Source organism: Pseudomonas sp. B20 (genome assembly GCF_020515755.1).
Classification (GTDB): domain Bacteria; phylum Pseudomonadota; class Gammaproteobacteria; order Pseudomonadales; family Pseudomonadaceae; genus Aquipseudomonas; species Aquipseudomonas syringae.
On sequence record NZ_JAHPJG010000001.1, the window covers coordinates 291,805 to 309,613 of the forward strand.

Annotated in this window: 17 protein-coding genes; 7 read left to right on the plus strand and 10 right to left on the minus strand. The window is 58.7% G+C overall.

Translation table 11 applies throughout. The features are described from left to right. Positions 1-12 precede the first annotated feature (12 nt). The 7 genes from LIX91_RS01270 to LIX91_RS01300 form a co-directional block, all read right to left on the minus strand. Positions 13-723: an ABC transporter permease gene (locus tag LIX91_RS01270; RefSeq protein WP_003412886.1), complete on the minus strand. Its 711-nt coding sequence runs from the start codon at positions 721-723 to the stop codon at positions 13-15. Then, positions 720-1,448: an ABC transporter permease gene (locus LIX91_RS01275; RefSeq protein WP_003363567.1), complete on the minus strand. Its 729-nt coding sequence runs from the start codon at positions 1,446-1,448 to the stop codon at positions 720-722. Before LIX91_RS01275 ends, LIX91_RS01270 begins: the two co-directional genes overlap by 4 nt. 77 nt (positions 1,449-1,525) lie before the next feature. Further along, a complete protein-coding gene (locus tag LIX91_RS01280) occupies positions 1,526-2,308 on the minus strand; it encodes a transporter substrate-binding domain-containing protein (RefSeq protein ID WP_003402298.1) in 783 nt (260 codons plus the stop codon). Positions 2,309-2,651: 343 nt separating this feature from the next. Next, positions 2,652-4,355 (minus strand): ATP-dependent DNA ligase, encoded by a 1,704-nt coding sequence (locus LIX91_RS01285; RefSeq protein WP_226487856.1) that lies wholly within the window; start codon positions 4,353-4,355, stop codon positions 2,652-2,654. Next, positions 4,352-5,398 (minus strand): ligase-associated DNA damage response exonuclease, encoded by a 1,047-nt coding sequence (locus tag LIX91_RS01290; protein ID WP_003402302.1) that lies wholly within the window; start codon positions 5,396-5,398, stop codon positions 4,352-4,354. The genes LIX91_RS01285 and LIX91_RS01290 overlap by 4 nt, the downstream gene beginning before the upstream one ends. A 351-nt stretch (positions 5,399-5,749) precedes the next feature. After that, complete coding sequence (locus LIX91_RS01295; protein ID WP_226487857.1) at positions 5,750-8,224, minus strand: penicillin acylase family protein; 2,475 nt, start codon at positions 8,222-8,224, stop codon at positions 5,750-5,752. 245 nt (positions 8,225-8,469) lie between these two features. Beyond that, positions 8,470-8,670 (minus strand): SEC-C metal-binding domain-containing protein, encoded by a 201-nt coding sequence (locus LIX91_RS01300; protein ID WP_003402305.1) that lies wholly within the window; start codon positions 8,668-8,670, stop codon positions 8,470-8,472. A gap of 158 nt (positions 8,671-8,828) precedes the next feature. Between LIX91_RS01300 and LIX91_RS01305 the strand changes: the two genes are divergently transcribed. The 3 genes from LIX91_RS01305 to LIX91_RS01315 all read left to right on the plus strand — a co-directional run bounded on the left by LIX91_RS01305 (position 8,829) and on the right by LIX91_RS01315 (position 10,382). After that, positions 8,829-9,485, plus strand: a complete 657-nt coding sequence (locus LIX91_RS01305; RefSeq protein ID WP_003412879.1) for a LexA family protein — start codon at positions 8,829-8,831, stop codon at positions 9,483-9,485. Positions 9,486-9,613: 128 nt separating this feature from the next. Beyond that, a complete protein-coding gene (locus LIX91_RS01310) occupies positions 9,614-9,862 on the plus strand; it encodes a DUF1654 domain-containing protein (protein WP_003314405.1) in 249 nt (82 codons plus the stop codon). A gap of 190 nt (positions 9,863-10,052) precedes the next feature. Next, positions 10,053-10,382 (plus strand): MFS transporter, encoded by a 330-nt coding sequence (locus tag LIX91_RS01315; RefSeq protein ID WP_226487858.1) that lies wholly within the window; start codon positions 10,053-10,055, stop codon positions 10,380-10,382. Positions 10,383-10,391: 9 nt separating this feature from the next. On the opposite strand, the gene LIX91_RS01320 is transcribed toward LIX91_RS01315, so the two are convergent. Continuing rightward, positions 10,392-10,883: an LEA type 2 family protein gene (locus LIX91_RS01320; protein ID WP_226487859.1), complete on the minus strand. Its 492-nt coding sequence runs from the start codon at positions 10,881-10,883 to the stop codon at positions 10,392-10,394. A 117-nt stretch (positions 10,884-11,000) separates the two neighbouring features. Between LIX91_RS01320 and LIX91_RS01325 the strand changes: the two genes are divergently transcribed. Both LIX91_RS01325 and LIX91_RS01330 read left to right on the plus strand, forming a co-directional pair. Further along, positions 11,001-11,552, plus strand: coding sequence for a hypothetical protein (locus LIX91_RS01325; protein WP_226487860.1), 552 nt, complete (start codon positions 11,001-11,003; stop codon positions 11,550-11,552). Between the two features lie 111 nt (positions 11,553-11,663). Further along, positions 11,664-14,099, plus strand: coding sequence for a TonB-dependent receptor (locus tag LIX91_RS01330; protein ID WP_226487861.1), 2,436 nt, complete (start codon positions 11,664-11,666; stop codon positions 14,097-14,099). 488 nt (positions 14,100-14,587) lie between these two features. Here LIX91_RS01330 and LIX91_RS01335 read toward each other — a convergent pair whose 3' ends face one another. Together LIX91_RS01335 and LIX91_RS01340 are read right to left on the minus strand one after the other, a co-directional pair. After that, positions 14,588-15,061 (minus strand): YchJ family protein, encoded by a 474-nt coding sequence (locus LIX91_RS01335; protein WP_226487862.1) that lies wholly within the window; start codon positions 15,059-15,061, stop codon positions 14,588-14,590. Positions 15,062-15,064: 3 nt separating this feature from the next. Then, complete coding sequence (locus LIX91_RS01340; RefSeq protein WP_003314411.1) at positions 15,065-15,562, minus strand: DUF6231 family protein; 498 nt, start codon at positions 15,560-15,562, stop codon at positions 15,065-15,067. Between the two features lie 643 nt (positions 15,563-16,205). On the opposite strand from LIX91_RS01340, the gene LIX91_RS01345 reads away from it, so the two are divergent. Together LIX91_RS01345 and LIX91_RS01350 are read left to right on the plus strand one after the other, a co-directional pair. Then, positions 16,206-16,883 (plus strand): hypothetical protein, encoded by a 678-nt coding sequence (locus tag LIX91_RS01345; protein ID WP_003412868.1) that lies wholly within the window; start codon positions 16,206-16,208, stop codon positions 16,881-16,883. A 24-nt stretch (positions 16,884-16,907) separates the two neighbouring features. After that, on the plus strand, positions 16,908-17,795 hold the full coding sequence (locus LIX91_RS01350) for a 2Fe-2S iron-sulfur cluster-binding protein (protein WP_143524605.1): 888 nt from the start codon (positions 16,908-16,910) through the stop codon (positions 17,793-17,795). Positions 17,796-17,809: the final 14 nt, after the last annotated feature.

Consider the following 17,809-nt stretch of genomic DNA (forward strand, 5'->3'; position numbering starts at 1 on the left):
GTTCAGTCCTGATTAATGGGCTGGGCCGAGAAAGGCCAGCCAGCGGCGTTCGGCAAGGCGGAACAGCCCGACCAGAATGAACGTCACGGTCAGGTACATGACGGCGGCGATACCGAAGGACTGGAACGTCATGAAAGTGGCAGAGTTGGCATCCCGCGCCACTTTCAGGATGTCCGGCACCGTGGCGGTAAAGGCCACGGTGGTCGAGTGCAGCATCAGGATCACTTCGTTGCTGTAATACGGCAGAGAGCGGCGCAGCACCGACGGCATGATCACGTAGGCATAAAGCTTCCAGCCGGTCAGGCCGTAGGCCTTGGCCGCTTCGACTTCGCCGTGGGCCATGCTGCGGATCGCCCCGGCAAAGATCTCGGTGGTGTAGGCGCAGGTGTTCAGGGTGAAAGCCAGGATCGTGCAGTTCATCGCATCGCGAAAGAATGCATCGAGCATCGGCTGTTCACGCACCGCGGCAAGGCTGTAAATGCCGGTGTAGCAGATCAGCAGCTGTATATAGAGGGGCGTACCGCGAAACAGGTAGGTGTAGAACTGCACCGGCCAGCGCACCCAGCGGTTTCTCGACACCCGCGCAATGGACAGCGGGATCGACACGCAAAAGCCGATGACGATGGAGGCGCTGAGCAGCCACATGGTCATCGCCAGGCCGGTCACGTTGACGCCATCCGTATAAAGGAAGGGTTTCCAGTATTCCTGCAGCAATTCGATCATCGCTGTGCCTCCCGGCTGCCTGCGGCGTAATACCGCTCAGCCCAACGCAGGGCGAAGTTCGAGGCACTGGTGATCAGCAGGTAAATCAATGCTGCCAGCACCAGAAAGTAGAACAACTGATAGGTGCTCTTGCCCGCATCCTGTGACGCCTTGACCAGATCGGCCAGGCCGATGATCGATACCAGCGCAGTCGCCTTGAGCAGCACCTGCCAGTTGTTACCAATCCCCGGCAGCGCGTAACGCATCATCTGCGGGAACACGACGTAACGAAAGCGCTGGCCGCGTTTCAGTCCATAGGCCGTCGCTGCCTCCACCTGACCGCGAGGCACGGACAGAATCGCGCCGCGAAAGGTCTCGGTGAAGTACGCACCATAGATGAAGCCCAGGGTGATGACGCCTGCGCCGAACGGGTTGATCTCGATGTATTCCCATTCCATCGCGTCGGTCAGCATGGTGAGCCAGGTTTGCAGGCTGTAGAAAATCAGCAGCATCAACACCAGGTCCGGAACACCACGGATCAGTGTCGTGTAAATTTGCGCCGGCACGCGCAGCAGCGCGGAACTCGACAGTTTGGCGCTGGCCCCGATCAGTCCGAGCAGAATGCTCAGAGCAAGCGACAGCACAGCCAGTTTGACGGTCATCCAGGTGCCTTCCAGCAACAGCGGGCCAAAGCCCTTCAGGCTGAATGCCGAGAGTCCCAGGTTTTGCATGAGTGCATCGAGCATGGATAGGCCTTGTTACCAACAAAAACGCCCACCGATCGGGCGACGAATGATCGCCGAAATCGATGGGCGTCGGGGTGTTATTTACCGCTGTAGAGGTTCAGGTCGCCAAAGTGTTTTTTCTGGATTTCAGCGTAGGTGCCGTCTTTATGCATCGCCTCGATGCCTTTATCCAGCAGCGCCTTGAGTTCCTTGTTGCCCTGGGCAATGCCGATGGCGGTTTTGGCTGGCAGCAGTTCGCTGTCGATAGGCTTGCTGACTTCGTAGTCAGCACCGGCTGGCGATTTCAGGAAGCCCAGTTCGGCCTGCAGCATGTCCTGGATCGAGGCGTCGAGACGACCCGAAGTCAGGTCGGAGTAAACCTGATCCTGGTTGGCATAGGCCTTGGTGGAAATACCTGCCTTGTCCAGTACGGCCTTGGCGTAGGCTTCCTGGATGGTGCCTTGCTCATAACCCACGGTCTTGCCTTTCAGGCTGGCCGGGTCGGCGGTAAAGCCTGCACCCTTCTTGAACACCAGCGAGGTCGGGCCGGAGAACAGTTCGTTGGAGAAATCGATGACTTTTTCGCGAGCAGGGGTCACGGTCATCGAGGAAATGACGCCGTCGAATTTGCGTGCCTTGAGACCGGGGATCATGCCGTCGAAGTCGCTTTCGACCCATTTGCATTTGACTTTCAGCTCTTTGCAGATCGCGTTGCCCAGATCGATATCGAAGCCGACCAGGCTGCCGTCGGCCGCTTTGGATTCGAACGGTGCGTAAGATGGATCGACGCCAAAGCGCAGTTCCTTGTATTCCTTGGCCATGGTGTTACCGGCGGCGATGCACAGAGCCAGTGCAGAAAGAGTCAGCCATGCTTTTTTCATTGTTCAGTCCTTAAAACCTTAAATGGGGCGTTGGGAATACGCGAAGCGTGCTACCGGCAAGTGCCAGACAGGCATTGGTTAGCAATTTCCGAACCAGAGGAACGAACGTGCGTTTGAAATGTAAGGGGTTGTCGCTATTTCATATAAACGGCTGGCAATTGGCCGCCCATGCGCGCTTACAGGGCTGGTGTTCATCGCCCGGTCCTACGCACGATGCTTTTCCAAGTAAGAAAGAGCGGAAGATTGGTAACGAATCAGGAAGTTTCCTACAAGCGAGCGGGATGATTTGTCTGGTGGTGTTTCAAAAAGGTGCACGCTATTTGGCGTGCGCCTTTTTGGTGCCCTAGTTCAGCAGGTCCTGCAGCGTCGCCAGACTGTCGGCTTCGGCGACCGGCTTGTCCTGCCGCCAGCGCAGCATGCGCGGGAAACGCACCGCGATGCCGCTCTTGTGGCGCTTCGACAGGGCGATCCCTTCAAAGCCCAGCTCGAACACCAGCGTCGGCGTTACGCTGCTGACCGGCCCGAACTTCTCCACTGTCGTCTTGCGAACGATGGCGTCGACCTTGCGCATTTCTTCATCGGTCAGCCCCGAGTAAGCCTTGGCGAACGGCACCAGTGTGCGCTCAGTGGCGTCGGGCGGGCCGTCCCAGACTGCAAAGGTGTAGTCGCTGTACAGGCTGGCACGTCGTCCGTGACCGCGTTGCGCGTAAATCAGCACGGCATCGACACTGAACGGGTCGATTTTCCATTTCCACCACACCCCCATGTCCTTGGTGCGGCCGACGCCATACAGCGAGTCGCGAGCCTTGAGCATCATGCCCTCGACGCCCAGGCTGCGCGAGGCTTCGCGCTGGGTGGCCAGGTCCAGCCAATCCTTGCCGGTGAGCACCGGGGAGGGCATCAGCACCTCGCTCTGGCAGGTTTCGATCAGGGCTTCCAGTCGCGAGCGGCGCTCATGTTGCGGGCGACTGCGCCAGTCATCGCCTTGCCACTCCAGCAGGTCATAGGCGAGCACCACGACCGGAACGTCGGCAAGAATCTTTTTGCCCAGCGTCTTTCGGCCTATGCGCTGTTGCAGCAGGGCGAACGGTTGAACCGAGGGCGCAGCCGCAGGCGCATCGCTGTTCAAGGCAAACTCCGCATCGGCATCGGGGTTCGCATCGGGGGCTTTCCAGACCACGATTTCGCCGTCGATCACCGTGCCGTCCGGCAGGCACTGCACCAGGCTATGCAGCTCCGGAAAACGGTCGGTCACCAGTTCCTCGCCACGCGACCAGATCCACAATCGCCCGTCACGTTTGACCAGTTGCGCGCGAATACCGTCCCACTTCCATTCCACCTGCCAGTTCTGCGCCGGACCAAGCAACGCCTCGAACTGATCGGCGGGCTGTTGCAGCGAGTGGGCGAGAAAAAACGGGTAGGGCTGGCCGCCGCGTTGGGCGTGCTCGTCTTCGGATTCAGGCGCGATCAGCTTCAAATAGCGTTCGGCGCTGGGCCGGTGCGACAGGTCGGTGTAGCCCACCAATCGTTGTGCGACACGTTTGCTGTCGATGTCTGCCAGCGCCGCCAGCGCACGGGTGACCAGCAGCTTGGACACGCCGACGCGGAAGCTGCCGGTGATCAGCTTGATGCAGACCATCAGGCTGCTGCGGTCCAGCTGCGACCAGAACAGCGGCAGCCGCTCGGCGAGTTCTTCAGGCGGCAGACCGCGCAATGGCAACAGCTTGTCTTCCATCCAGGTGGCCAGACCTTCGTCATTACTGTGGTCGGCCTGGGGCAGCAACAGCGACAGGGTTTCCGCCAGGTCGCCGACTGCCTGATAGCTTTCTTCGAACAGCCATTCCGGCAGATTTCCCAGGGTCATCGCCTGTTCGCGCAGCACCCGGGTAGGCACCAGTTGCCGTGGGCGGCCGCCTGACAGGAAGTAAACCGCCCAGGCGGCGTCCTCTGCTGCCGCCTTTTCGAAGTAGTCGCGCATTGCGGCGAGTTTGGCGTTGCTTGACGTGGTCGCGTCCAGCTGTGCGTAGAGTTCAGCGAAGGCTTTCATGACTGAGCCTCACCCGTGCCCGCAGCCTCGGGTTCGCCGGCTGCCGGGTTGCTGTCTTCCTCATCGCCGTATTCGGTGCTGAAGCCCTGTGCATCCAGGCCCAGTTCACGCAGGTAGCGCACCAGTATGCCGACCGAACCGTGGGTCACCATGACGCGTTCAGCGCCGGTCTGTTCCACAGCCCACAGCAGGCCTGGCCAGTCGGCGTGATCGGACAGCACAAAACCGCGATCCACACCGCGCCGGCGTCGTGTGCCGCGCAGCATCATCCAGCCGCTGGCAAACGCATCGCTGTATTCGCCAAAGCGCTTCATCCAGCTGCTGCCACCTGCCGAAGGCGGTGCCAGAATCAACGCCTGACGCAGCGCGGGATCGGTCTTTTTGAAATCGCCGGCGTATTGGGTTTCCGGGATGTAGATGCCGCCTTCACGATACACGCGGTTCAGCGGCTCGACGGCACCGTGGACCAGAATCGGTCCGATCTGCGCGTCGATGCCGTGCAAAATGCGCTGGGCTTTGCCGAACGAGTAAGCGAACAACACGCTGGCCTTGCCCTGGGCTGCATTGGCACGCCACCACTGGTTGATGCCTTCGAAGATCTGCGCCTGCGGCGCCCAGCGATAGATCGGCAGGCCGAAGGTCGATTCGGTGATAAAGGTATGGCAGCGCACCGGCTCGAAGGCCGCACAAGTCCCGTCCGGCTCGACCTTGTAATCGCCGGAAGCAACCCAGACCTCGCCTTGGTACTCCAGCCGCACCTGCGCCGACCCCAACACATGTCCGGCCGGATGCAGGCTCAGTTTCACGCCGTGATGAGTGATGGTTTCGCCGTATTCCAGGGTCTGCAGATTGATGTCCTGCCCCAGGCGCGAACGCAAAATACCCTCGCCACTGGCCGCCGACAGGTAATGCTCATTGCCGGTACGGGCATGGTCGCCATGCGCATGGGTGATGACGGCGCGTTCGACAGGACGCCATGGATCGATATAGAAATCACCAGGTGGGCAGTACAAACCTTCGGGGCGAGCAACGACAAGATCCATGGGGCAACCGTATGGATGGGCTTGTTAGCTATGAGCCGGGAAGGATCTGGAAGTTCGGGGAGTTTGCGTGAGCGCTGCGGAGCGTGAGGCGCGATAAATGTCCAGAAGAACACTATCGTGCATAAAAGCGCTTTTTTGTCGCGATGGCACAGACGACGCCAAGGGGCGGAAAGGTGACCTGAGCCGAACTCCAATCTACCTGACAAAGAAACACTGCCATGTGACGCGGAGCGTCACGAACTGCATTACCACGCTGGAGCGTGGGAACGACAGGCGCCCTGAAGAACGCTATCGTGCCCATGCTCTGCGTGGGTATGCCGTTCTGGACGCTCTGCGTCCGGTTTTCGGTGCTTACTTGCCCGGTGTCAGCGTCAGGCGCTGTTTGCCGTAGCCCTTTTCGTAGTTCTGTTGTTGCACCGGAATCGACTGGTACTGGCCTTTCTGCCACGGCTCGATGCTGTTGGCGTAATACGGGCTGGCCGGGTTGCCGGATTGGCCGGTGCTGATCAGGCCGGTCATCGGCTCGACCAGGCTGAAGTCGACGATCATGCGCAGACCGGGGGCCATGCGGGCGTCGAAGCCCTTGCCCCACTCGAAGCCGGACACGTTCAGCGTCGTGTGATCACCACCTGCTGGTGTGGCGCTACGGTTGAACTCGCCGCCACCCAACTGCTTGGCCAGCGGGCTGGTCGAGGCCCAGTTGTCGCGGTGCAGCTTGCCCCATTGCCAGGCTTTGTGATCGCTGCCCAACAGGCTGTCGCCGCTGGTGATGGCGGCCGCCAGACTGCGCGCGAGGATGGCCGGTTTGTCTTCCTTCTGCGGGGTTTTGACGTCATCCCAATACGGACTGTCATCGCGCCCCAGCAGGTGGTCGGCCTGTGGTGAGTAGGATGAGCTGGCGTTGGCCACCAGTGCCTGCCAGGCAGGGCTGGTTTCCGGACCCAATTCATCAAGGAAAATCTGCTTGGCGCTTTCCTGCAGAAACAGCTCGTACAGCGCCGCATCGGCCGAGGTAGCACTGAGCTTGCCATCGAACGCCATCAGGTGCGTGAACGCTTCGCGGGCTTTGTTGCGTTCGGCTTCAGGCAGCGCATCGATGGCCTGCTTGAGCGGCTTGCTCATGCCGGGCGCCTGGAACATGGTCTTGAGCTTGGCGGCGAACGTGGTGGTCTGGTCGTATTGCATGGCGATGGTGCTGCGCAGGTCCTGCTTGCCACCGTTGGCCAGCTCGGCAATCCGCTCGGCGCGCTCCGGGTAGCCCCACGAGTTGGAGAGCTGCATGCCGTAGCCTTTCGGGATCGTGCGCTGGTTGGCCGCTGCAAGCCAGCCCTGGCGCGGGTCCTGATCATAGGGGTGGAGCATCGAGTCGGCGAAACCGTCCCAGTCGTACTTGCCCTCCCAACCCGGCGAAGGCAGCAGGCCCTGGCCTTCACGCCGGTTCGGGAAGCGACCGGTGACCTGCCAGCCAATGTTCGAGGCGTCGGCAAAGATCATGTTCAGGGTGATCGCCCGAATCTCGCGGCTGGTATCGAAGGCTTTCTCGACGTTGGGCGCACGGGACAGATCGAAGAATGCATCCAGGCTCTTGTCGTCCTTGAAGTTCGGAACTTGCAGCGCCAGGCTCAAACCGTTGCCGGGCGGGGTTGCAGAGGCGTTGAGCAGCGCGCCGTGGCGGGTTTCATACACGGTTTCACGCAGCGGGCTGCCACCCTTGACCAGAAAGGTTTCCTGATGCGCCGCCGCTGGCAGCCATTTGCCGTCAGCCATGTAAGAGACGCGGTTGCCTTCGCGCTTGATCTTCTCCAGAAACAGGTCCTGGTTGTCGCCCTTGACGTTGCTCATGCTCCACGCCAGCTTGCCGTTGAAACCGCTGAGCACCAGCGGCATACCGGCGATGGTGACGCCGGACACCTGGTATTTCGGTGCGCGGATCTGCACGAAGCTCCAGGCAGAATTGAGCCCGGCAGGCAGCTGCATGTCACTGGCCAGCAGACTCTTGCCGTTGCGACTGCGTTGTGGCGCGATGGCCCAGTTGCTGGAGGCCGCGACGCCGAGCATGTTCAGGTCCGAGAGCTGCAGGGCGATCCTGTTCAGATCGCTCAGGCCGGTGACCTGATTGTTCAGGTTCAGGCCCTTGAGCTTGTCGGCTTCGGCAAATGGCAGCTCTTCGTCAGGGTAGGTCGGCAGTAGCCAGGCGAGCTTGTCCGCGCTGACTTTCTGCGCCAGAACCAGCGCCGACAGCTCTTCCTGCAGGTTTACCGACAGGCTGAAGTTGAGCAGGCTGAAGATCAGCGCCGAGTCTTCCGGCTTCCAGTATTCCGGCTTGTAGCCTGAACTGGCGATATCGGCAGGCAGCTTGTCGCGATAACGGAACAGGTAGGCGTTCACGCCGCGCGCATAGACATCGAAGAAACGTTTCAAGCGTGGCGACGCGGCGTTGTACAGGTCGCTGGCGTTCTGCTTGAGGTTCACCGAGCGCATCAGGCGGTCGACGTCCAGCGCATCCGCGCCGGCCATTTCCGACAAACGGCCCTGCGCCAGTAGGCGCATGCCGAGCATCTGACTGATTCGATCACCGGCATGAACGTAGCCCAGCGTGAACAGCGCATCGTGGTAGCTGCTGCTTTCTATCAGCGGCATGCCCATCGTGTTGCGGCGCACCGAAACATTTTGCGCCAGCCCTTTGAGCGGGAACGTCCCGGAAACAGGCAGCACGGTCTCGGGATCGCCGCTGCCCAACTGGCAGCCGGCAAGGCTCAGGAAGCTCGCCGCAGCGGCGGCAGCGCCGAATCGGGGTAGAAAATGACGAAGGGCTGGCGAGGCCATGGGCAAGCTCCTGGAGGGGTAACGTACAAAAGTCGCTACGTTAGAGAGCAGGCAAGCCGCACGCAAGCGGCACGGACTAGTTTATTTCAGGATTTTGCAGAGGCTGGCCAGACGCCTTTAGTTCGCAACGCTCTGCGCTACATTGCAGCCAGTGGCTACATGCCTTAGGTCACTGATTGAAGGCATGCAGCACACTCAAATGAAAACGGCCTGCAATGCAGGCCGTCGTCAGAATGCTCCGCGTCTTACGCGCCGTGGCATTTCTTGAATTTCTTGTCGCTGCCGCACGGGCAGGGATCGTTACGACCGACATCCTTAAGGGTATTACGCACCGGCTCCTGGTGGGCATGACCGCAGTTCGGACCGTGTACATGGCCGTGCTGGTGGTCGTGGTGATCGTGGTCATGGTTGCAATCGGGGCCATGCACATGGTCTTGCTGGTTCATCGGTTTTACTCCGCAATTAAATCTGGCGCGCATTATCCCGCAAATCATGGCCAAGCAGTATCGGCATATTGCGATTCGCACAGCGCCGTTTTTTAAGTATGCTTAGTACCAGTTGAGCGTTTTTCAGTATTCTTTATTACCATGTGCGGAGCCGATTCATGACCCGACAGGAACGTATCGCCAGGGCAATCGCCGCCAGCGGCCTGAAGAAAGGTGAGATTGCCGCCCAGTGCGGTGTGGCCAACTCTGCCGTTACCCAATGGATCAGCGGGGAAAGCAAAAGTCTGCGGCCGGAAAATCTTTACGCACTGGCCCGGGCCACAGGCTTTCGTGCTGAATGGCTGGCGATTGGCGAAGGGCCGGAAAAGGCGCCTGCCTTCGACGCCAACGTTGCGCTGATCGATCAGCCGAAAATGTCCTTCCGCTATCCGGTGATCAGCTGGGTGTCGGCAGGCTCCTGGGAAGAGGCGGTTCAGCCTTATCCCGACGGCTTTTCCGACCGCTATGAAATCTCCGACTACGACTCCAAGGGGCCGGCGTTCTGGCTGGAGGTCAAGGGCGATTCGATGACCGCGCCCACCGGCGTCAGCGTGCCGGAAGGAATGATGATTCTGGTGGATACGGAGGCCGATGTGCAGCCCGGCAAGCTGGTGATCGCCAAGCTGCCCGCCAGCAACGAGGCGACGTTCAAGAAGCTGGTCGAGGACGGTGGCACACGCTACCTGAAGCCTCTGAACCCGGCGTACAAAATGATCGAATGCGGTGCCGACTGTCGCATTATCGGCGTAGCGGTGAGGATGACTGGCAAGCTGTAAGCCTCGCGTGAAAAGGCTTGCAGGCTTTTTCGCCAAAGATGCTCGGCAGGAAACGTCCTACGAAATGCTTGCGACGTTCATACAGCTGGAATACTGTATTTATATACAGTTATGCCTCGGAGGCTATCATGGCTGGCAATGATACTGGATCGACAGGCAGGTCTTCCTACGAACAGATCGGCAAGCGCATTCAACGGCTGGTCTCCGCGCCGAATGTTCAAAAGACCCAGTGGGTCATCGTCGCCCGTCGTGATGATGAGCCCGTGGACAGCTGGAACGTGGTGCTGCAGGAAATCGAAGAAACCGAAGGCATCGAGATTGACCGTCAGCCAGACGGTTCGGTAAGGATTGGCTGGCAGCGCTACATCGATAACTGACCTTAAGCCTCTGATGCTCGCCCGGTGGCGCGGCGGGTTGGTGGCATACGTTTGCTTGTGGTTTTAAGCATGCTTAATTTTTCCGGTTTTCTAACGGTGCCGACGCCGCAGCAGTCCGCGGCACGCCCCCCAGTGTCTGAATTTTTCTGTGTTCGTGAACGGCTGTATTTCTTGAACGGAGTCAGAACCGATGGATATCTTGAATGGTTTGGCAGACCGAGGCGAATGGCTGGTAGCCGGTCTGGTGGGTGCGATCATTTCTGGCTGGTGGTATAAGGCAGGTCTGCTGGACTGGCGTGCCTGGCTGGTTTTTCTGGTGACCGGCGTGGCCTGTGCAGTGTTCCTCACCGGCATCGCCAGTGATTACCTTGGCGTCGCAGATCCGCGCAACACCACGGGCGTGGGGTTTTTGCTGGGATCGTTCGGTGGTGCGCTGATCAGTGCCGTCAACCGGGCATTGTGGGCTGCGGACATCTGGAAGTTTCTTCTGGAACTGATCAAGGGCAAGCTGGGCGGATAGCCGGAATGATCATCGGCGCTGGATCAGGTCTTCCGGCAGCACATCTCCTGATGTGCCGATGCGCACGTTGTGCCTGAACACGATGCCGGTCTTGAGCTTGCCCTCCAGCTGATAATGAACCAGCTCATCAGGCTTTTTCAGCAGTTGAGCGATGTACCGCGCGTAGCGCCAGAGGTTGGTGCGAATCGGCACCACGAAGGTTTTGCGGCTATTACCGTCGACGACAAACCAGTCACTGAACGTATCATCGACAAGGATCATGTCATTGAGGGTGATCTTGTACTTCAGGCCACGCACCAGCAAGCTGTCTTCGTTGGGGTTATCGACTTCGAAGTACAGCTTGAAATCCTGCTGTGTCAGCCTCGCCTTGACCACCTGGACCTTCAGCAAATGCACTTCCGGCTCCTGAGCGCGGTCAAAACTCAGGAGCGAGCATCCGCTGAGCCCGAACAGGATCAACGCAAGGCTTATGATTCTTGTAATGTGCGCCTGAAAAAACATGGATGTGCTCCCTTTGACGCCTGAGTCTACCAACTCGACGTTCAACGGCAACGCGCTTATTGCGCTGTCTGACGCTTCGCCATACTTTTACTGACGTGCATATCGGTGTCTTCTTCCATGAATCTCTACGAAATTGTCTTCAGCGCCGAACTGGTCGCCGGAGCACAACCCGAGAAGGTAAGGGCTAACCTTGGCAAGCTGTTCAATGCAGATGCCGAACGTCTGGACCTCCTGTTCTCGGGACGCCGGCTGGTTCTGAAAAACAATCTCGACGCCGCAACGGCAGAGAAATATCGCGCCACCCTCGAGCGTGCGGGTGCTCTGGTGCGTGTGCTGGAAATGAACACGCCATTGCCCATGGAAGAGGTCGAACTGGCGCCGCCGCCCGACGCACCGAACTGGTTGCGCAAGACCCCGATCAGTCCGGGGCGTTTGCAGATCAAACCGCGCGACGCCTACATGGCAGCTTTTGTGGACGTCGATGCGCCGGATTACTCAGTCGCAGAAGCGGGCGTCGAATTGCTGCCTGGCAAGCCCCAGCCGGTTGCGCCGCTGCTGGATCTCTCGCGTTTGAGCTTGGCCCCGGTGGGCAGCGACATGGGACAGGTCGAAAAACCCGAGTCGCAGGAGGCGCCCGATACGTCGCACCTGAAGATCATCCCGGAGTGACGCTACGAGTCTGCTGAATCCTGAAACGGAATTATTTTCAATCAGCCCTGTTACTTTCGCGCGCTCGTCCGGCTAACAGGCATTGAGAAGTATTCCATCAGGAGTTGCCCGATGTCCCGTTCGTTAGACACCCTTCTGCGTCCCAGTCTGTTGGCCGTGGCGATCGCCCTGTGCACGCCTCTGACCAGCCCGCTGTCGATGGCGGCGCAGCAGGCCAGCGTGGTTGCCTATGATCTGCCCGCAGGCCCGATGGCGAGCACGCTGAATCGGATCTCCAGCCAGGGTGGTCTGGCACTGAGTCTTGACCCGGCGCTGGTTGCCGGCAAAACCAGCTCGGCGGTGAAAGGCAATTTCGACGCGGCGAAGGCATTGCGCGAGGCCCTGCGTGGCAGCGGCCTGCAACTGGTGCAGAGCAGCGCCGGGACCTATACGCTGATGGTCATGGAACAGAACGCCTTGAACCTGTCGGACGTGAACATCAACGCCAACAGCACGCCCCTCGAAGGTTCGGAAGCAGCAGGTTATCGCAGCGAGAACGTCAGCAGCGTCGGCGCGCTGGGTGGCATGCGGCTGCAGGATGCGCCTTATTCCATCAGCGTTACGCCTCAGGCATTGCTGAAAAACATCCAGGCCACTTCGCTTGACGATGTCATCAAGCACAACCCGTTCACCCAGATGTACTCGCCGACCAGCGCCGGTTACGCCAGTGCCGTCAATATTCGTGGTTTCAGCAGCGCGGGCAGCCTGAACATCGCCAATGATGGCCTGCGTTTCACCAACGGTGCCGACGGCAGCAACTACATGGAGGAGATGGAGCAGCTGGAAGTCATCACCGGTCTGACCGGCTTCCTGTACGGCCCCGCTTCGCCGGGCGGGCTGGTCAACTACGTGCTCAAGCGCCCGACCTATCAACGCTACAACAGCGTCACCCTGGGCAATGCCGGGGGGGAGAATTACTACCTGCATGGAGACTTCGGCGGGCCGATCGACAGCGAGGGCAAGTTCGCCTATCGCCTCAATGTGCTGACCCAGGATGGTGAAACGGCCGTCGATCTGAACAAGCGCCGTCGCGAGATGATTTCTCTGGCGCTGGACTGGAACGTGTCCGACGACCTGCTGGTGCAGTTCGACGCTTCGCACAAGAAGACCGAAATTCGCGGCCTGACCAGTTACTGGTATTTCGGTGACCAGTCCCTGCGCCCCAGCGCGGCATCGCTGGACAACGACAAGCTCTACAGCCAGAAGTGGTCGTTTTCCGACTACGAGTCCGACAAGGCCGGCGTGCGCGCCAAATGGCGTTTGAACGACACCTTCACCTTGCGCGCGGCCTTCGCGGCCCAGCAGTACACCTCGGAGAACACCTACACCGGGCCAACGGTCTACAGCGCGGGCCTTTACTCGCAGCCGCTGTATGCCTTCGCCCCGATTGAAACCGAGGAAAAGACCGGCTCGCTGTTTCTCGATGCGGCGTTCGATACCGGCTTCATCGGTCACAAGGTCACCGTGGGCTATCAGGGCAATACCTCGCGCCAGAAGCAGTACGAGGATCACATTCCCTACACGCCCGATCAGCCAGGCCCGCAATACACCTCGCCGGTGGGCACGATACCGCTGGACCAGACGCCTCAGATTGGCAAGCCTGCGTACTCCATCGGGCATGGCGACCAGCGCCTGGCCAACAGCTCGGAAAGCAATAACGTCCTGATCGGTGACGTCATTACTTTCAATGAGCAGTGGTCGGCGATCCTGGGTGTGACCAACACCCAGATCAAAACCTACGCCAACGAGTTCGTCTACGCCAAGGCGTTCGGTTCCGCGGAAACCGAGACCACCTACAACGAGAGCAAGACCTCGCCGAACATCTCGCTTGTCTATAAACCGCTGCCGTGGCTGACCACCTACGCCACGTATATAGAAGGCCTGCAATCGGGCGGCGTCGCGCCTAGCGGGACCGCCAACGCCGGCCAGGCGTTTGCGCCGGAAATCAGCGAGCAGTACGAAATCGGTGCCAAGGCGACGCTGGGCGAAACCCTGCTGACCCTGGCGCTGTTCAACATCGAGAAGCCCAACGTTTACACCACTGCCTCGAACATCTACGTCGTGGACGGACGTCAGGAGAACAACGGCCTGGAATTCAGCGTCACCGGCAAGGTCATCCCGGAACTGACCGTGGTTGGCGGCTTTACCTTGCTCGACCCGAAAATCAAGAAAACCGGCGTCGCAGCGGATGAAGGCAACGTACCCACCAACGTCGCCAAGCAACTGGCCAAGGTCTATGCCGAATACGACATCAACCCTGTACCAGGCCTGGCCATGACCGGCGGGGCGTTCTACACCGGCAAGCAATACACCGACCAAAGCAACGAAAACGACCTGCCGTCCTTCACCACCTTCGACGCCGGAGCCCGCTACCGCCTGCGCCTTGCAGAAAACGACCTGACCCTGCGCGTCAACGTCAGCAACCTGACCAACAAAGAATACTGGCTCAACAGCAGCTACCTGGGCGACCCACGCACCGTCGCGTTCTCGGCGCAATTGGAGTTTTAAGGCGAACGAGACCGCTGTGTGACGCAGAGCGTCACGAACTGTATTCCCACGCAGAGCGTGAGGAACGATAGTCAGGGCTGACGCACAGCGCCAAGAGTAAAAGTGCTTTTCTACCCCGATGGCACAGACGACGCAGAGTGCGACGTAAGTGACGGCTGAGTCCTGGCGCTGATCCGGGGGTAGCCTGGCAGTACGCCAGGCTAGCCGCACCGGACCATGGATGGTCCGTTGCGGCGACCCCCGGATCAGTGACAGGGCGAAGGAACCCGACGAAGTCGGGCCGGAAACGGAGCTAAGGGGTTTGCTTACTTTGGCCCCATCAAAGTAAGTCGCCGAGGGGCGAAAAGGTGACCTGAGATCGAACCCAAATCTACCTGACAAAGAAAAACCGCCGTGTGACGCAGAGCGTCACGAACTGCATTCCCACGCGGAGCATGGGAATGATAGTCAACCGCGGAGTTCTCGACGCTCAGGCAAAGAGCCGCAACTCAGTCCACATAAGCCGAACAGCATTTCTTGAACTTCTGCTCACTGCCACACGGACACGCATCATTACGCCCAGCCTTCAACGGCACGGTTGAATCGATAAAATACCAGCGCGCCTGATTCTGCACGAACGACGAACGCTCCTTATGACTGTGCTCACCATTGCCATCATGCCAGCGAGCGGTAAAAGTCACGAACGCATGCTCCGGCTTGCCGCCGAACACCTCCGAGCTTTCCACCTCCAGCCCCAGCCAGGTGCTCTGCGCACTCCACTGAGCGATAGCCTCACGGTCCAGCCCGCCTTGCTGCACCGGCAGAGTGGTCTGGACCAGATAATCAGTCAGCCCCAGCACATAGGCGCTGTAACGCGAGCGCATCAGCGTTTCCGCGCCGGGGGCAGGCTGACCTGCGTGATAGCGACCGCAGCAGGCCAGCAACAGATCGCCGCTGCCGCAGGGGCAAATGGCACTACTCATAGGTCACCACCAATACTTTCCAAAATTCTCCGGGTTGGCCCAGTACTTCGCGTTCAGCCAGTCGGGCACCTGTTTGTACTCACGCAAGTCGTACGTAAACAGGTTCAGCACCTGCTCGTCGCGGGCGAAGCGTTCGCTGGACTGTAGCGCCAGCGAGAAAAAATCCGTCTCCTGCCAACCGCAGGCCTGCAAGTCGGCGAGCACCGCGATGCGGCTGGCGTTGAGGTTGCGGATGCCACCCAACAATTCCAGGCCGGTGCGCTTGGGGATGTGTTCCAGACAATCGACCACCAGCGCCAGATCGAAACGTTGTGCGGCCAGATGAGCAGGCAGCGCACCGGGTTCGGCCAGCGCGACCTCGGTCTGCGGGTGGGCCTCCTGAAAGGCTTGCAACGCCGGAAACGCCTGAGCGCCGATCAACAGCAGGCGCTGCGGCGCGTAGCGATCGAGCAGGGCAGCCAGCGCTTGTTGGGGCGTACGGTTCGAGTAGCCGACGGTCATTGAAAGTCCTCTGGTTAGCTGACAAGACTAGCCTGCCCGGCGAGGTCTGGAAAGCGTCGTTCACGGGCTTTCAGCTGCAACGACCGGGTTATTAAGCCATTTGGCAGATACTTAGATTATAAAGTTACTTGCAAGCTGTTTTCAGACGCATTAGGATCCGCAACACAAATTGGATCCCAAGAGTGACTGCATGGACGCGACGTATAAACACCTACTATGTAACTCAATTGTAATCTCTGCGATGCCTTGATAAAGGCGTGGTAGGTGCTGTGTGTCCGGCGGGCACGCAGAATATTCTGGCCATGGGCTATTAGACGTGCAACGTTCATTATTATGGACCGTCTTTCTGTGCGCCTTGAATACGTAAAGCGATGATATTGCCCGGGCCATTCGGGGGCGTGTCAGTGACGGCTGTTAAAAAACACCGGTTGTTTAGCTGCCGCCTCTGGCAATAGGCAAGGGCACTGGTTTGACGTCATTTTTTTATTTTACGCAATCGTTGTTTGACCTATCGATCAGCTTTCGCTCGCGGTTCTGGCCGTCGGTCATTTGTTTTGTTGTGCTACGGATAACACGATTCAGCAGGGCGCTGAATATTAAATATCATTAAGCCATTAATGATTAACATGGAGAGAAGCAACCGATGATATCCACCGCTGAGATGCTAAAGACGCTTGAAAGCACCGTTGATGCCTGCCTGGAAGCAGAATTCAAAAAAGACACCGTCATGGGCGAGTTCCATAAAGGCGACTGGTTCAATGAGTCTTACTACAAGCGTCATATCCTGGAGTGCGTGATCCGCATTCACATGAACAACGAACTGGACGCACGTGCTGTACAGGTTGCGGCAGTCGACAACATTTCCGCCGCCAAACAATTGTCTTACTACTTGTATGATGAGTTCGGTCACGACGAAATGTTCGGTCAGGACCTCATCACGTACGGCTATTCTCCTTCCGATGTTCAGGCGCAGTTCGCCTTTCCGGAAACCTGGAAACTCATGGGTTACCTGAACTTCTGCGTCAGCAAGTTCGGGCCTTTGTCCTCGATTACCTGGGACTGGTTCCTCGAATACTACGGCGACAAGTACAGCTCGTTCATCACCCAGAAGGCCAGTGCCAGCATGGGCCAGCCAGCGGTCAGCGGGGCGGCTTCGCACGTGGCTTTCGACGAAGCCGAGGACCACAGCGGCATGATGAACAACATGCTGGCGTCGGTTATCAAGGACGAGAAGGATCTGCAAAAGGCTGTCGTTCATATCAAGGCATTCATACCGATGGTCGGTGAGTACTTCCAGGCCCTGCGTGCAGCAACGCTTTAATACACCTTACTCAAGGTCGGTGTAATGGCAATCTACAGTGTGCGTATTGGAGACCAGACTTACACCGCCGAGAGTCAGCAACCCCTTACCGATGCCCTTCCTCATGAAGCGTTGGTAAGGGGGTGTCTCAAAGGGGTGTGCAGAGTGTGCAAGTGCACACTGGTTTCGGGGCGCGTTCTGGAACAGGGAAAGGTCGTTGCCTTGAATGAAGCCTTTCTGCCATGCGTCAGTCGTGCTGAAACGGATATTGATATTCGTGTTGCGATCAGCACCTTTCATAAGGCCAGGCTGAAAAGCAAACGGATGCTGTCCGGGCAAATAATGGAAGTCGTGCTTGAGGTCAAAAAGGTTTTCTATAACGCCAAGTCGGTCATCAGCTTGAAATACCCCGAGGGTTCAGCGGTGCGCAGTTATTCTGTGGTGACCTTGGGTGGCAAGGATTACGACAGCCTGACCTGCCATGTGAAATTGCGTGAGGGTGGCCTGTTCTCGGGGTTATTGTTGCAGTGGCCAGTGGGCGAACCGCTGGAATATTCAATTGCAAGTCCTGCCTTACCGGTCTATGAACAGTCCCTGAGTCGTTTGAATGTCGTGAGTGGTGGAAGTGGAATGGGCGCGGCATTGAGTCGTGCGCAGGAACTGGTGGCGAAGTACGGTATTCGTGAAGTTGCCATTTATGCCGTCAACCGTGCAGACCTCAGCGATTATCACGCAGGGTGTATAGAGGTCTTCCGCAAGACGGTTGAATGCGACGTTCATGTGACCAACTTTCCCTTTTCCGAATGGACCCACCCTGACTTCGCCATTAGCGAACATTTGATGCACGACACGCTCACCATCGGCGTCGGGTCGGATGGGGTGATTGGCAAGTTAAAGAACCTTCCCTTGTGTGAACTTGAAAGTTTTGGATAGTCGGAGACTGAGCC